Raw genomic sequence first — 14,038 nt, 5'->3', positions numbered from 1 at the left:
AGCGAGCCTGCTCGCGATGCTTTTAATGCTTGCGCGGTGTGAGGACCATCTGCGCCGGTACGCTACGCAAAATCTGTTTGCGCAGTTTCAGTTCAAACCCGGGGTCGAGCTTTTTGACCCGCTTGGTCAGCAGGTTCGCTAACCACGGGTAATCATCGGTACGCGGCACCTGGAGGCTGACGTCACACTGATAAGCCACCACATCAGCGGCGATAGCATCCAGTTGCCGACGCATTTGCTGAATATCGCCAATATTCAACGCAACCGTGGTGCTCTCCGCGCTCGGGTCGATGAGCTTGGCGACGGGTTTGGTCTCGGCGGCCTTGAGGTCGGCTTCGGCCTTATCCAGCTCGGCTTTCCGGGCTTCGGCAATGGCGTTGTTGACTTCACCGGTCAGCGCCGGGGCCTTGGGCATTAACGCGCGGGCGCGGCTCAGGGCCGTCGCGGCGGCGTTCACATCGCCTTTTTGCAGGTCGATCTGGCTGCGACGCAGATAGGCCTCGGCCAGTTGCCGTTGATACGGCTCCAGCGACGGGTCTGCGGACGACTGTGCCTGCAACGCGGCAAGCTGTTCTTCAGCGGTGGCCAGCTCATTGGCGGCCAGGCTTTGTTCCAGCTGTGCGATGGCCGGGCCCCGGGTATCGGGAGCCTCGGTGACCGGCGGGGTGCTCTGGCAAGCACCCAGCAGCAGGGAAAACGCGACAAGGAGCAGATAACGGGAGGCGAACGGCTTCATTCCTGCGACTCTCTATTTGCGCAAAAAGCGAGCAAGTCTACACCCCTCGACGGGGCAGGACAAAACTCAGCAGAAACAGCGCAGCGGCACTGACCACGATTGACGGGCCGGCCGGGGTGTCCTTGAACCAGGAAAGCGCCAGCCCGCCACACACCGCAAGCATGCCCAGCAGGCTCGCGCCCAGGGCCATCTGTTCCGGCGAGCGGGCGTGACGCTGTGCCGCAGCCGCCGGAATGATCAGCAACGAAGTGATCAGCAACACACCGACGATTTTCATCGCCACCGCGATGACCACTGCGATCAGCAGCATCAACGCCATGCGCAGGCCTGTCACGGGCAGGCCTTCGACCCGCGCCAGTTCCTCATGCACGGTAATCGCCAGTAACGGACGCCACAACGCCACCAGCAACAGCAACACCCCCGCGCTGCCACCGAGGATCCATGACAAGTCCACCGGGCTGATCGCCAACAGGTCGCCAAACAGGTAGGCCATCAGGTCGATGCGCACCTCGTGCATGAAACTGAGCACCACCAAGCCGAGGGACAGCGTGCTCGGCGCCAGGATGCCCAGCAACGTGTCGGACGCCAGCGGTTGGCGTTGCTGCAGGGTTACCAACACCACCGCCAGCAACAGGCAACCGACTGTCACCGCCACCGTCGGGCTGACGTCCAGCAGGAACCCCAGTGCCACGCCGAGCAAGGCGGCGTGGGACAAGGTGTCGCCGAAATAGGCCATGCGTCGCCAGACCACGAACGAGCCCAGGGGACCAGCCACCAACGCCAAGGCCAGGCCTGCAAGCAGGGCGTACAACAGAAAATCAGCCATGCTTGCAGCCATCTCCATGAACGTGGGGGGTCACCGGTGCACCGATGACCACTGAACCGTGCAGGTCGTGGGCATGGTCATGGTGGTGGTGATAGATCGCCAGGCTGGGGGCATTCTTGCCGAACAGCTCGACGAACGCCGGGTCGCCGCTGACCTGCTCCGGGTGTCCGGAACAGCAGACATGGCGATTGAGGCAGACGACCTGATCGGTCGTGCTCATCACCAGGTGCAGATCGTGGGACACCATCAGCACGCCGCAGCCGTGACGGTCGCGCAGGCGAGTGATCAGGCTGTACAGCTCGGCCTGACCGGCCACATCGACGCCTTGCACCGGCTCGTCGAGCACCAGCAGCTCAGGCTCGCGCAGCAAGGCACGGGCCAGCAGCACGCGTTGCATTTCGCCGCCGGAAATACCTTGCACCGGGCTGTCGATCACCTGTTCGGCGCCCACTTCATTGAGCGCCGCCAGGGCGCGTGCGCGGTCCACGCCGGGCACCAGGCGCAGGAAGCGCAGGACCGACAGCGGCAGCGTCGGGTCCACGTGGAGTTTTTGCGGCATGTAGCCGATCCGCAGCTTCGGCTTGCGCCAGACGCTGCCGCTGTCCGGCTTGAGCAAACCGAGCACGGCGCGCACCAGCGTCGTCTTGCCGGCGCCGTTGGGGCCGATCAGCGTGACGATCTGCCGTGGCTCGACGCTCAGGTGGATGTTATCCAGCACGTTCTGCCCGGCGAAAGTCACGGCCACCTGTTCGAGGCGGATCAAGGCATTGCTCATCAGGCCCCCTGGCAACCGGAGCAGAGGCCGACCACTTCGACGGTCTGGGTGTCGACCACGAAGCCGACCTCCTCGGCGCTGGCGACGATGGCATCGCTGATGGACTTCTGTTCCAGCTCGATGGCGGCGTGGCATTCGCGGCAGATCAGGAACTGGCCCTGGTGGGCGTGCTCCGGATGGTTGCAGCCGACGAAAGCGTTCAGCGAGGAAATGCGATGCACCAGGCCGTTTTCCAACAGGAAATCCAGCGCACGGTAAACCGTTGGCGGTGCGGCACGACGGCCGTCCTGCTCGCTGAGCACGGCCAGAATGTCGTAGGCGCCCAACGGCTTGTGGCTTTGCCAGACCAGTTCCAGCACCCGTCGACGCAGGGCGGTCAGGCGCAGCCCCTGGCGCGCGCAGATGGCGTCGGCCTCGGACAGCGCGCTGTGCACGCAATGGGAGTGATCGTGGGGGCGACTGGCAAGGGGTGTAATAGGCATGGGCAGCGACGAGTTCAGTGAGAGACGTTATTATGTTACCGGTTCTCGCCTCGTTGAGTGGTCATCGTGTCCCGATTTTTTTCGCTGTTTGTCGCTTTTGTCGCAAGTTTTCTGCTGATCGGCCCGGCCCAGGCCGACGTCAAGGTCCTTACCAGCATCAAGCCCTTACAATTGATCGCCGCGGCGGTGCAGGACGGCGTGGGTACTCCCGAGGTGCTGTTGCCACCCGGTGCGTCGCCCCATCACTACGCGCTGCGCCCCTCCGATGTACGCAAGGTGCAGTCGGTGGACCTGCTGTACTGGATCGGCCCGGACATGGAAGGCTTCCTGCCGCGAGTGCTGAATGGGCGTACGCTGCCCTCCGTTGCTGTGCAGGAACTGCCGGGGCTCAAGCTGCGGCACTTTGCCGAGGACAGCCATTCCCATACCGACGATGACGGCGATGAGCACGATCATGACCACCGCCCCGGCACCATCGACGCCCACCTGTGGCTGTCTCCCATCAATGCCCGGGTGATCGCGGCGAAAATGGTCGCCGACCTGAGTGCGGCCGATCCCGCCAATGCCGCTCGCTATCAAAGTAACCTGAAGGGCTTCAGCCAGCGTCTCGATGCCTTGGACGCGCGCCTGAAGTCGCGTTTGGCCGGGATCGCGGGCAAACCCTATTTCGTGTTCCACGAAGCGTTCGACTATTTCGAAGACACCTACGGGCTCAAGCACGCCGGGGTCTTCGCCGTGGCCGCCGAGGTCCAGCCCGGCGCTCAGCACGTGGCGGCGATGCGCACGCGCTTGCAGGCGGTAGGCAAGACCTGCGTTTACAGCGAACCGCCCCTGCGCCCGCGTCTGGCCGAAACCCTGGTGGCCGGGTTGCCGGTAAAACTGGCGGAACTGGATGCGCTGGGCGGCTACACCCCGGCAACGGCGCAAGGGTATGAGCAGCTATTGGAGAAGTTGGGGAATGATTTGGCGGGGTGTCTGGAGTCACTTTAATCCCCTGCTTTGCAGAACCTCGTGGCGAGGGAGCTTGCTCCCGCTCGGTTGCGCAGCGACCGCAAGATCTTGGGGCTGCTGCGCACCCCAGCGGGAGCAAGCTCCCTCGCCACAAGAGCGCTCGGCTTTGCTGTTACAGGGCGAACGGCAACAGTGTGTGAACATCCTGCCGCTGCCCCAACCGCTGCTGGAACTCCATCGGGTCATGAATCAGTACATCCTGCCCGGCAAACGACTCAGCGGCGATCAACCGCGACAACCAGAACCGCACGCAGGCCACGCGCAGCATGGTCGGCCATAGCTCGGCCTCGGCGGCGGTGAATGGTCGCAGCGCCGCGTAGGCCCCCAGCAGCGCCCGCGTCCGGGCGCCATCGAGCACGCCGTCGTCATTCGAGCACCAGTCGTTCAAGGCGATGGCGACGTCATACAGCATTGGCCCGGAGCAGGCGTTGTAGAAGTCGATCAGCCCGGTGAGGTGCGTGCCTTCGAACATCGCGTTGTCGCGAAACAGGTCCGCGTGGATGTTGGCCCGAGGCAGCGCCAGGATCGCGGTCTTTTGCACGGCGATTTCATCCAGCGCTGCTTCAAGCAGCCCCCGGGCCTCGGTGTCCAGGTGTGACAAGAGCTTGGCGCCCTCCTCCTGCATCCAGTCCAGCCCGCGGTCGGTCTTGCGCTTGATCATGTTGTCGCGGGTTGCCAGGTGCAGATGCGCCAGCAATTCGCCGACCTGGGCGCAGTGCTGCGCGTTGGCCTGCTTGATGTGCTTGCCCGCCAGGCGCGGTTGCAGCAACGCGGGCTTGCCCGCCAGCTCGCGCAGCGCCACGCCGTCGGTGGTGCGCAAGGCGTAAGGCACCGGCAGGTCGGCCTCGTGCAGCACATCCAGCAGCTCGATGAAGAACGGCATTTCCTGGACCGGGCCGCGCTCGACCAGGGTCAGGACGAATTCGCCCTGCTCCAGGCTGATGAAGAAATTGGTGTTTTCGCTGCCGGCGGCGATCCCCTGGAAATCAAGCAGACGGCCAAGCCCATAAGGGGCGAGAAAGGTTTCCAGCTCGGGCCGAGCCAGGGGGGTGAACACAGACATGGTTAGAACTGCCAGTACGGGCGCCCTTCAGCGGGCGCCGGTTGAAGTCGAGAGCGGCATTACCACTCAAAGATTTTCCACGAGGGGATCAGCATATCCGGCTGGTCCGAACGAATGAAGTTTGCATCGCTACCGTCGGCACGCACCAGGAAATAAGGCTTGCCGTTCTTGGGCGTGACCTTGATCGCGTACAGGAAACCGTTTTGCCGATACTCCTGGATAGTCTTGTCGCCCTCCGTGCGAATGGTGACGTCCGGGTCGGCCGAAGGTGCATCGTCCGCCGCCATGACGGCCAACGGGGTAATTGCAAACAAGCCAGCCAGTAACAGGCGATTTAATGTACGCATGATAACCTTGTCCCTTTGTCGTCAACGGTCCCGCTATTCTAGCCCCGGACCCGCCGAAAAGGTTGATCGTGCTCATGAGCCAAGCTCCCCTCGTCCTGGTGGACGGTTCTTCTTATCTGTACCGCGCCTTTCACGCGCTGCCACCTTTGACTACCTCCAAAGGCCTGCCGACCGGCGCGGTCAAGGGCGTGCTCAACATGCTCAAGAGCCTGCGCAAGCAGTATCCGGACAGCCCCTTCGCTGTGGTCTTCGACGCCAAGGGTGGGACGTTTCGCGATGCGCTGTACGCCGAATACAAGGCCAACCGCCCGAGCATGCCCGACGACATGCGCGTGCAGATCGAACCGCTGCATGCCAGCGTCAAGGCCCTGGGCTTCCCGCTGCTGTGCGTGGATAACGTCGAGGCCGATGACGTGATCGGCACTCTGGCTCGCAGCAGCGCGGCGGCCGACCGTCCGGTGGTGATCTCCACCGGCGACAAGGACATGGCGCAGTTGGTCGACGGTCACATTACCCTGGTCAATACCATGACCGGTAGTTCGCTGGACGTGGCTGGCGTGAAGGAGAAGTTTGGCGTCGCTCCGGAGCAGATCATCGATTACCTGGCGCTGATGGGCGATTCGTCCGACAACATTCCGGGCGTTCCGGGCATCGGACCGAAGACCGCGTCCGGCCTGCTTGTGGGCGTCAACGGCGGCCTGACCGAGCTGTACGCGCAGCTTGACATCGTGCCGACGCTGCCGATCCGTGGCGCCAAGACCCTGCCCGCCAAGCTTGAAGAGCACAAGGAAATGGCTTTCCTTTCCTACGAGCTGGCCACGATCAAGACCGACGTGCCGCTGGATATCGGCCTCGACGACTTGAAGATGGGCGAGCCGGATCACGAGAAGCTCGCCGAACTCTACACCCTGCTGGAATTCAAGAGCTGGTTCGAAGAAAACCAGCGTGACGCCAAGCGTTCCGGCCAGGAAATCGCCGAAGTGGCCGACGAGCAGCCGAGTGCCGAAGCCAAATACGAGGTCATCCTCGATCAGGCGCGCTTTGAGGCTTGGCTGAGCAAGCTGGAAAAAGCCCCGCTGTTTGCCTTCGTCACCGAAACCAACGGCACCGATGCCCAGCACTCGCAGCTCGTAGGCTTGTCGTTCGCCGTGGCGCCGTTCGAAGCTGCCTACATCCCGCTGACTCATTCCTACATGGGCGTGCCGGAGCAGTTGGACCGCGACACCGTGCTCAAGGCCCTCAAGCCGCTGCTGGAAAACCCCGACAAGCCCAAGGTCGGCCAGCATGCCAAATTCGAGACCAATATCCTCGCCAACTGCGCCATCGGTGGTGATCAGGACAACGGTATTTACGTTCAGGGCATCGCCTTCGACACCATGCTGGAATCCTACGTCCTGGACTCCACCGCGACCCGCCACGACATGGACAGCCTGGCCCTCAAGTACCTGGGCCAGAGCAAGACGGACTTCCAGGACATCGCCGGCAAAGGCGTCAAGCAGCTGACCTTCGACCAGATCGCCCTGGAACTGGCCGGCCCTTACGCCGCCGAAGACGCGGACGTGACGTTCCGTCTGCACCAGGCGTTGCAGGAAAAACTCGCTGCCACGCCAAGCCTGGGCAACGTGCTCAATGAAATCGAAATGCCGCTGATGCCGGTCCTGGCGCGCATCGAGCGCCAGGGCGCGTTGGTGGATGCCAATCTGCTGGGCGTGCAAAGCGTCGAGCTGGGCGAGAAACTGGTGGCGCTGGAGCGTGAGGCGTTTGCCATCGCCGGCGAGGAATTCAATCTCGGTTCGCCGAAGCAATTGGGCGTGATCCTCTACGAAAAACTCGGCTTGCCGGTGCTCAGCAAGACCGCCAAGGGCCAGGCGTCCACCGCCGAAGCAGTGCTGGCCGAACTGGCCGAGCAGGATTACCCGCTGCCCAAGGTCCTGATGCAGTATCGCTCGCTGAGCAAGCTCAAGAGCACCTACACCGACCGTCTGCCGGAACAGATCAACAGCCGCACCGGCCGCGTGCACACCAATTATCAACAGGCTGTCGCCGCCACCGGGCGCCTGTCGTCCATCGACCCGAACCTGCAGAACATTCCGATCCGCACCGCCGAAGGCCGGCGGATCCGCCAGGCGTTCGTCGCGCCGGAGGGCTACAAGCTGCTGGCGGCGGACTATTCGCAGATCGAACTGCGGATCATGGCGCACCTGGCGAAAGATGAAGGCTTGCTGCATGCATTCCGCAATGACCTGGACGTGCACCGGGCAACGGCGGCCGAGGTTTTCGGCGTCGAGTTGGAAGCTGTCACCCACGACCAGCGGCGCAGCGCGAAGGCGATCAACTTCGGCCTGATCTACGGCATGAGCGCGTTTGGCCTGGCCAAGCAGATCGGCGTCGACCGCAAGCAGTCCCAGGCTTACATCGACCGCTACTTCGCCCGTTACCCGGGCGTGCTGGCGTACATGGAGCGCACCCGGACTCAGGCCGCAGAGCAGGGGTTCGTCGAAACCATCTTCGGTCGCCGCCTGTACCTGCCGGACATCAACGCAAAAAATCCGGCCCTGCGCAAAGGCGCCGAACGCACGGCGATCAACGCACCGATGCAAGGCACGGCAGCGGACATCATCAAGAAGGCCATGGTTGCGGTTGATCGTTGGCTGACCAGCTCCGGACTGGACGCGAAAGTCATCCTGCAGGTCCACGACGAACTGGTGCTGGAAGTGCGCGAAGACCTGGTCGAACAGGTCAGTACTGAAATCCGCCAGCACATGAGCGCGGCCGCCACCCTGGACGTGCCGCTGCTGGTGGAAGTGGGCGTAGGCAACAACTGGGATGAGGCACACTGAGCCCAGCAATGAACCCCGTGGCGAGGGAGCTTGCTCCCGCTTGAGTACGAAGCGCTCACAAGTTTCTGGGGCAGCTACGCCAGCCAGCGAGAGCAAGCTCCCTCGCCACAGCGAGCACCGCGCGACCGGCAAAAACGTTTCAGTTCGGAAAAGTCCTACGGTTATTTCCAAAAATAATCTGAACTAAACCCGTGAATTGCCACTCAGAGATTCTGAATGGCTGGTGAAGCCCTTCAATGCTCCTATGTTGTGTTAAGTGTTGGCAGATATCTGGACCCCGCCCTAGCGGTCCGGAACTTGGACCCCGAACTTCCCCCTCCCCATACGAAGTCCGGGGTTTTTTTTGCTTGCGATTTGGCTTATTCAGCCGCGTCGCTGCCCTTGTCCGCCAATTCCATCCAATCGGCCAAGACCGTGTAGGCCTCTTCCAGGCCCATGCGCTTGGGCGCCGAGAACAGCTGGATGGTGATCGCGTCGCCCCAGCCCTTACGAATCTGCGACTGCACCTTGAGTAATGTGTTCTTTGCCGCGCCGTAGGTCAGCTTGTCGGCCTTGGTCAGCAGGATGTGCATGGGCATGCCACTGGCAACGGCCCAGTCGAGCATCAGCGTGTCGAAGTCGGTCATCGGATGGCGGATGTCCATCATCAGAATCAACCCCTTCAAACTTTCGCGGCTGCCCAGGTAGGCTTCCAGGTGACGCTGCCAGTGTTGCTTGAGCGGGATCGGCACCTTGGCGTAGCCGTAGCCGGGCAGGTCGACCAAACGGCGTTCGTCGTCTAGCTTGAAGAAATTCAACAGTTGCGTGCGGCCTGGGGTTTTCGAAGTGCGGGCCAGGCTGGCGTGGGTCAGGGTGTTCAGCGCACTGGATTTACCGGCGTTGGAACGACCGGCAAATGCCACTTCGAAGCCTTCGTCGTCAGGACATTGATCGACTTTGGCGGCGCTGAGCATGAAGGTGGACTGTTGGCACAGACCAAGGATGGGGTTTTTCAGTTGCATGGGATTTCCGATGTGGGCGGCGTCGGGAAAGGACGCGGCAAGCGGTGTCGTTTCCGTTTCAGTGGCGCCAGTATATAATGCCGCAGATTTTGTGTGCGCTTTGTCCCAGCGTAGGATGAGGCTCACGGGAGCGATTGACCGAAATTGCGCACTAGAACGCAGCTCGCTCTCAACCCTGAAAAGGTCGTTTTATGACGAAATGGCTGCTAGCTGCCGGTGTCTTGATGCCGCTTTACAGCGCTCAGGCTACACAGGATCCGGAAGCTGTGTACGACCGTGTTTGTGGTGCCTGTCATTCTGGCCAACTCCCCATGGCGCCCCGCAAGGGCGATCGGGAAGCTTGGACGCCGAGGTTGGCGAAAGGTATGGAGACGCTGGTGCAACACGTGACCCAGGGTTTCAAGGCGATGCCGCCGCGTGGTTTGTGCATGGACTGCAGTGCCGAGGATTACCGAGCCATCATCCAGTGGATGAGCGAGTGATCCCGGTCCATAACTCTTTAACCCTTAGCCGTAGTTGGATTAGCTGATGAACAAACTGATCGTGAGTCTGCTGTTGACCTTGGGGATGACCGGCGTAGCCCACGCCGCTGGCGATGCCGCTGCCGGTCAGGCGAAAGCGGCGGTATGCGGGGCCTGCCATGGTCCGGACGGCAATAGCATGGCGCCCAACTTCCCGAAACTGGCGGGCCAGGGCGAGCGCTACCTGAACAAGCAGTTGCACGACATCAAGTCCGGTAAGCGCACGGTGCTGGAGATGACCGGCCTGTTGAACAACCTGAGCGACCAGGACCTGGCGGATATCTCGGCCTATTTCGCCAGCCAGAAGGGCAGCGTCGGCGCTGCCGATCCAAAACTCGTGGCACGCGGCGAAGCCCTGTTTCGCGGCGGCAACCTGGATAAAGGCCTGCCATCCTGCACCGGTTGCCATTCGCCGAACGGCGCCGGCAACGCACCGGCCGGTTTCCCGCACCTGGGTGGCCAGCATGCCCAGTACGTGGCCAAGCAGTTGACCGATTTCCGCAAGGAAGAAGGCGGTCGTGCCAACGACGGCGACGCGATGACCATGCGCACCATCGCCAAGAAGCTGAGCGACGAAGACATTGCCGCCTTGTCCAGCTACATCCAGGGTCTGCACTGAGTTGAAACTGCATCAGGGCTCTGCGTCGGGCGTTGCGAGGGGGCTACACCTCTTGCAACGTTAACGCTCGATTAATCTGTCGATGCAAGCATCAAAAGGGTGGCTTTGGCCGCCCTTTTTTGTGGCCGCTGCCGTTACACTAGCGAACCTGAACCCGCCACGGCCTGTCTGAACAACACGCCCCGCGAGGCCATTTTATTGTCCAGGAGTAAAGCATGCGTAATCTGATCATCAGCGCCGCGCTCGTCGTCGCCAGTCTGTTCGGCATCGGCGTCCAAGCCAATGCCGACGAATCGAAGGCCCCCTACGTCCAACTGAACAATCCTGTTCCGGTGGCGGTGCCTGGCAAGATCGAAGTGGTGGAGCTGTTCTGGTACGGCTGCCCGCATTGCTACGCGTTTGAGCCGGTCATCAACCCATGGGTCGACAAACTGCCTTCTGACGTCAATTTCGTACGCATCCCTGCCATGTTCGGCGGCCCGTGGGACGCCCACGGCCAGATGTTCCTGACCCTTGAGAGCATGGGTGTGGAGCACAAGGTTCACGCCGCTGTGTTCAATGCCATCCAGAAGGAAGGCAAGAAGCTGGTCAAGAAAGAAGACATGGCCGATTTCCTCGCGACCCAAGGCGTGGACAAGGACAAGTTCCTGGCCACTTTTGACTCCTTTGCCATCAAAGGCCAGATTGCCAAGGCCAAGGACCTGGCGAAAAAATACGAAATCACTGGCGTACCGACCATGATCGTCAACGGCAAATACCGCTTTGACATCGGTTCTGCCGGCAGCGCGGAAAATGCGCTGGCGCTGGCTGACAAGCTGATCGCCAAGGAGCGGGCTTCCGGTAAGGCTGTCGCCAACTAAGCGCGGCTACGCCCATGGCCCGCTGGAGCAGCGAACGCATCGTTGGCCTGCATGAACCGCAGGTCAACGAGCATCACCTCACGTCCACGGGCCTGCCCGCCGACAGCCGTTTACGGCTGCTCAGCTTCAATATCCAGGTGGGCATCAGCACCGAGCGCTACCGACATTACCTGACGCGGGGCTGGCAACATCTGCTACCGCACACCGGGCGCGCCGACAACTTGCAGAAAATCGGCGATCTGCTGAAGGATTTCGACCTGGTGGCGCTGCAAGAGGCCGATGGCGGGAGCCTGCGGTCCGGCTACGTCAATCAGGTCGAGCATCTGGCTCAATTGGGCGCATTTCCCTACTGGTACCAACAACTCAATCGCAATCTGGGACGTCTCGGCCAGCACAGCAATGGTGTGTTGAGCCGCCTGCGACCCTGGGCGATCGAGGATCATCCGCTGCCCGGGCCCAAGGGGCGCGGGGCGATCCTGGCGCGTTTCGGCGAAGGGCCGGAGGCGCTGGTGGTGGTCATGATGCACCTGGCGCTGGGCGCCAGGACCCGTACGATGCAGTTGGCCTATATCCGCGAGCTGATCGGTGGCTACAAGCACCAGGTGCTGATGGGCGACATGAATACCCACGCCAACGACCTGCTGCAAACGTCACCGTTGCGCGATCTCGGCCTGCTCGCACCTCAATTGCAGGCAACATTCCCCAGCTGGCGCCCCCAACGCTGCCTGGACCATATTCTATTGAGCCCGAGCCTGACCCTTGAACGCGTCGAGGTGCTGGCCCAACCCATTTCCGATCACCTGCCGGTCGCGGTCGAGATTCGTTTGCCGGGTTCGCTCACGGCCGATGCATTTCCCGCGCTGAGTCCTGCCCCTCGCGGATCCGAAGAATGAGCGACGACGCCGAACGCTGGAGAGAAAAGTACCTCAAGAGTATCGAACAGCAGGAAAAGCTCGAGCGCCGCTGGGACGCCCGGCTCGACTTGCTGCGTCGCGGGCTGGTGCGCAGCACCTTGGCTGCCGAGGGTACTGACAAGGCTGTCGATCAGTGCATGAAAGAAATGCGCGAAGTGGTGCGCGCCGACGACATGGACGCGGGACTGGCCGCCTTGCTGCCGCGCCTGGAGAAAGCCGTACTCGATTCCGAGCAACGCCGCGAGACGCGGATCGAGCAGATGAACGCCGCCTTGACGGCCCTGGTAACCCAGTTGCAAACCTTGCCGCTACCCAAGGAAGTCAGCCGTCCCCTGAAGAAGTTTTCCAAGCAGTTGGAGGATCGGGTCGGCCAGGCACGCGAGATTCCGCTTTTGCTCAGTGAATTGAGCAGCTTGCAGGGCAAAGCGCTCAGCGCACTGGAAACCCCGCAAGAACCGAGTCGCCCAGGCCTGCTGCAACGTTTGTTTGGCGGCCATGGTCACGACGAAGCCGCACCCCAGCCGCAAGAGGCCGCCCCGACCAGCGTGGCACCCGTAGCGGAAACGGCGCAGCCGGTATCTTTCACGCCCGTACAGCCTGCAGCGGATGCACAATCCATTACACCGGCACCGGCACCGGCACCGGCACCGGCACCGGCACCGGCACCGGCACCGGCGCAAGCTCCCCTGTTGAAAACGGAATCCGAGTCGCTCACCCAAACTGAGCCGGACGCCGAACCTGCCGCCGCTCCGATACCGGTTCCCGAAGTCGTCGAGTCTACCAGCGAGGCCGTTGAATCTGCTCCTGAGGAACAACCGGCATCGGAAGCCGTCCTCGAAAACCCGGACGAGCTGATGCCCGAGGAGCCGGCTCCGGCCCCGCCCGACACACCGCTCGTTCCAGCCGAATCGAGCGAGTCCACGCCACCAACCGAAGCGACCGACGCTCACTACGCCCTGCCCGACTCGCCGGAACCCTCCTACAGCTCGGTGGCCAGGCATATCGAAGACACTCTTTTAGGCCTGTTGGGCGACCTGACCTTGCCAGAGCGTCATCGACCCCAGGCCGAAGCCATGCGTGAGCGCCTGCAAAATGGGCTGAACTGGTACGAGTTGCTGCCGATCCTCGATGACCTGGCGGTCCTCATGCTGGCGATCACCGACAGCGGCCAGCATGAATTCGAAGCGTACTTGCAGCGCCTCAACGATCGGCTCGAGTCATTCCAGAGCAGCCTGCGCGCCGCCAGCGAAGATCATGCCGATGGCCTGTCGGCCTCTCGGGAAATGGACACGCAGATTCGCGAGCAAGTGGATGGCCTGCAAAGCAGCGTGCAACAAGCCGACGACCTCGAAGGCCTCAAACAGGTGCTGGAGAACCACCTTGAAGGCTTGCTCGGAACCATGGATCAGCACCAGAAGCAGCGGGATCTGCGCGAGCAGGAGGTTTCGGCTCGCCTGAAAAGCTTGGCCGAGCGCGTTGCGCTGATGGAACAGGATGCTCTGATCGTTCGTGAAAACCTGGAAGAACAGCGCCAGAAAGCCCTGGTCGATCCCTTGACCGGACTGCCCAACCGCGCCGCCTGGTCCGAGCGTCTCGAACAGGAAGTCACCCAATGGCAGCAACACGGCAACAGCCTGCTCCTGGCGATGCTCGATCTGGACCACTTCAAGCGGATCAATGACAACTACGGCCATCTGGCCGGTGACCGGGTGTTGAAGCTCATCGCCTCGGTCTTGCGTAAGCGCCTGCGTGGCGGCGATTTCATCGCCCGGTTCGGTGGCGAGGAATTTGTCCTGCTGGTGCCGGATACCCCGCTGGCGACCGGCATCCAGTTAGCCGAGACGCTGAGGGCTGCCATCGAGGCTTGCCCGTTCCACTTCAAGGGCGAGCCGGTGACCGTAACGGTGTCCATGGGCATGACGGCTTTCAAAGCCGGTGAAAACAGCGATCTGGTGTTGAAAAGAGCCGATCAGGCGCTGTATCGCGCGAAAAATTCTGGGCGCAACCGCGTGGAACTCGGCTGAGGCCATTTTTGTTCCATTT

14 protein-coding genes are annotated in these 14,038 nt (G+C 62.1%); 7 read left to right on the top strand and 7 right to left on the bottom strand.

Features of this window, described 5'->3' with window-relative positions; translation table 11 throughout:
• Positions 1-22: 22 nt before the first annotated feature.
• From ACLEJQ_RS10190 to zur, 4 genes are read right to left on the bottom strand one after another with little or no spacing between them, the layout of a single operon-like run.
• The gene (locus ACLEJQ_RS10190) at positions 23-736 is read right to left on the bottom strand and encodes a PA5502 family lipoprotein (protein WP_440794557.1); all 714 of its coding nucleotides are present in this window, start codon (positions 734-736) and stop codon (positions 23-25) included.
• A gap of 37 nt (positions 737-773) precedes the next feature.
• Entirely contained in the window at positions 774-1,562 is a 789-nt protein-coding gene (gene znuB, locus ACLEJQ_RS10185) for a zinc ABC transporter permease subunit ZnuB (RefSeq protein ID WP_440794555.1), read from the bottom strand.
• Positions 1,555-2,337, bottom strand: a complete 783-nt coding sequence (gene znuC, locus ACLEJQ_RS10180) for a zinc ABC transporter ATP-binding protein ZnuC (RefSeq protein ID WP_440794553.1) — start codon at positions 2,335-2,337, stop codon at positions 1,555-1,557. Before znuC ends, znuB begins: the two co-directional genes overlap by 8 nt.
• Positions 2,337-2,819 (bottom strand): zinc uptake transcriptional repressor Zur, encoded by a 483-nt coding sequence (gene zur, locus ACLEJQ_RS10175; RefSeq protein ID WP_440794551.1) that lies wholly within the window; start codon positions 2,817-2,819, stop codon positions 2,337-2,339. Before zur ends, znuC begins: the two co-directional genes overlap by 1 nt.
• A gap of 66 nt (positions 2,820-2,885) precedes the next feature.
• Between zur and ACLEJQ_RS10170 the strand changes: the two genes are divergently transcribed.
• The gene (locus ACLEJQ_RS10170; protein ID WP_440794549.1) at positions 2,886-3,809 is read left to right on the top strand and encodes a zinc ABC transporter substrate-binding protein; all 924 of its coding nucleotides are present in this window, start codon (positions 2,886-2,888) and stop codon (positions 3,807-3,809) included.
• Positions 3,810-3,942: 133 nt separating this feature from the next.
• On the opposite strand, the gene ACLEJQ_RS10165 is transcribed toward ACLEJQ_RS10170, so the two are convergent.
• Both ACLEJQ_RS10165 and ACLEJQ_RS10160 read right to left on the bottom strand, forming a co-directional pair.
• On the bottom strand, positions 3,943-4,893 hold the full coding sequence (locus tag ACLEJQ_RS10165) for a homoserine kinase (protein ID WP_440794547.1): 951 nt from the start codon (positions 4,891-4,893) through the stop codon (positions 3,943-3,945).
• Between the two features lie 59 nt (positions 4,894-4,952).
• Positions 4,953-5,240, bottom strand: coding sequence for a DUF2782 domain-containing protein (locus tag ACLEJQ_RS10160; protein ID WP_025211087.1), 288 nt, complete (start codon positions 5,238-5,240; stop codon positions 4,953-4,955).
• Between the two features lie 74 nt (positions 5,241-5,314).
• Here ACLEJQ_RS10160 and polA point away from each other — a divergent pair, with 74 nt between their 5' ends.
• Positions 5,315-8,080: a DNA polymerase I gene (gene polA / locus ACLEJQ_RS10155; RefSeq protein ID WP_440794545.1), complete on the top strand. Its 2,766-nt coding sequence runs from the start codon at positions 5,315-5,317 to the stop codon at positions 8,078-8,080.
• Positions 8,081-8,439: 359 nt separating this feature from the next.
• On the opposite strand, the gene yihA is transcribed toward polA, so the two are convergent.
• A complete protein-coding gene (yihA, locus tag ACLEJQ_RS10150; RefSeq protein WP_440794543.1) occupies positions 8,440-9,081 on the bottom strand; it encodes a ribosome biogenesis GTP-binding protein YihA/YsxC in 642 nt (213 codons plus the stop codon).
• Positions 9,082-9,272: 191 nt separating this feature from the next.
• On the opposite strand from yihA, the gene ACLEJQ_RS10145 reads away from it, so the two are divergent.
• From ACLEJQ_RS10145 to ACLEJQ_RS10125, 5 genes are all read left to right on the top strand, one after another.
• Positions 9,273-9,563, top strand: a complete 291-nt coding sequence (locus ACLEJQ_RS10145; protein ID WP_440794541.1) for a c-type cytochrome — start codon at positions 9,273-9,275, stop codon at positions 9,561-9,563.
• Positions 9,564-9,609: 46 nt separating this feature from the next.
• Positions 9,610-10,221 (top strand): c-type cytochrome, encoded by a 612-nt coding sequence (locus ACLEJQ_RS10140; RefSeq protein WP_440794539.1) that lies wholly within the window; start codon positions 9,610-9,612, stop codon positions 10,219-10,221.
• A 215-nt stretch (positions 10,222-10,436) separates the two neighbouring features.
• A complete protein-coding gene (locus ACLEJQ_RS10135; protein ID WP_440794537.1) occupies positions 10,437-11,081 on the top strand; it encodes a thiol:disulfide interchange protein DsbA/DsbL in 645 nt (214 codons plus the stop codon).
• Between the two features lie 14 nt (positions 11,082-11,095).
• Entirely contained in the window at positions 11,096-11,974 is an 879-nt protein-coding gene (locus ACLEJQ_RS10130) for an endonuclease/exonuclease/phosphatase family protein (RefSeq protein WP_440794536.1), read from the top strand.
• Positions 11,971-14,019 carry a diguanylate cyclase gene (locus ACLEJQ_RS10125; protein WP_440794534.1) on the top strand — a complete coding sequence of 683 codons (2,049 nt, stop codon included), beginning with the start codon at positions 11,971-11,973 and terminating at the stop codon, positions 14,017-14,019. The genes ACLEJQ_RS10130 and ACLEJQ_RS10125 overlap by 4 nt, the downstream gene beginning before the upstream one ends.
• Positions 14,020-14,038: the final 19 nt, after the last annotated feature.

Origin of the sequence: Pseudomonas sp. SMV71 (genome assembly GCF_052042015.1) — a bacterium.
GTDB lineage: Bacteria > Pseudomonadota > Gammaproteobacteria > Pseudomonadales > Pseudomonadaceae > Aquipseudomonas.
The sequence above is the reverse complement of the archived record's forward strand: the minus strand, read 5'-3'. Positions and strand labels throughout refer to the sequence as shown.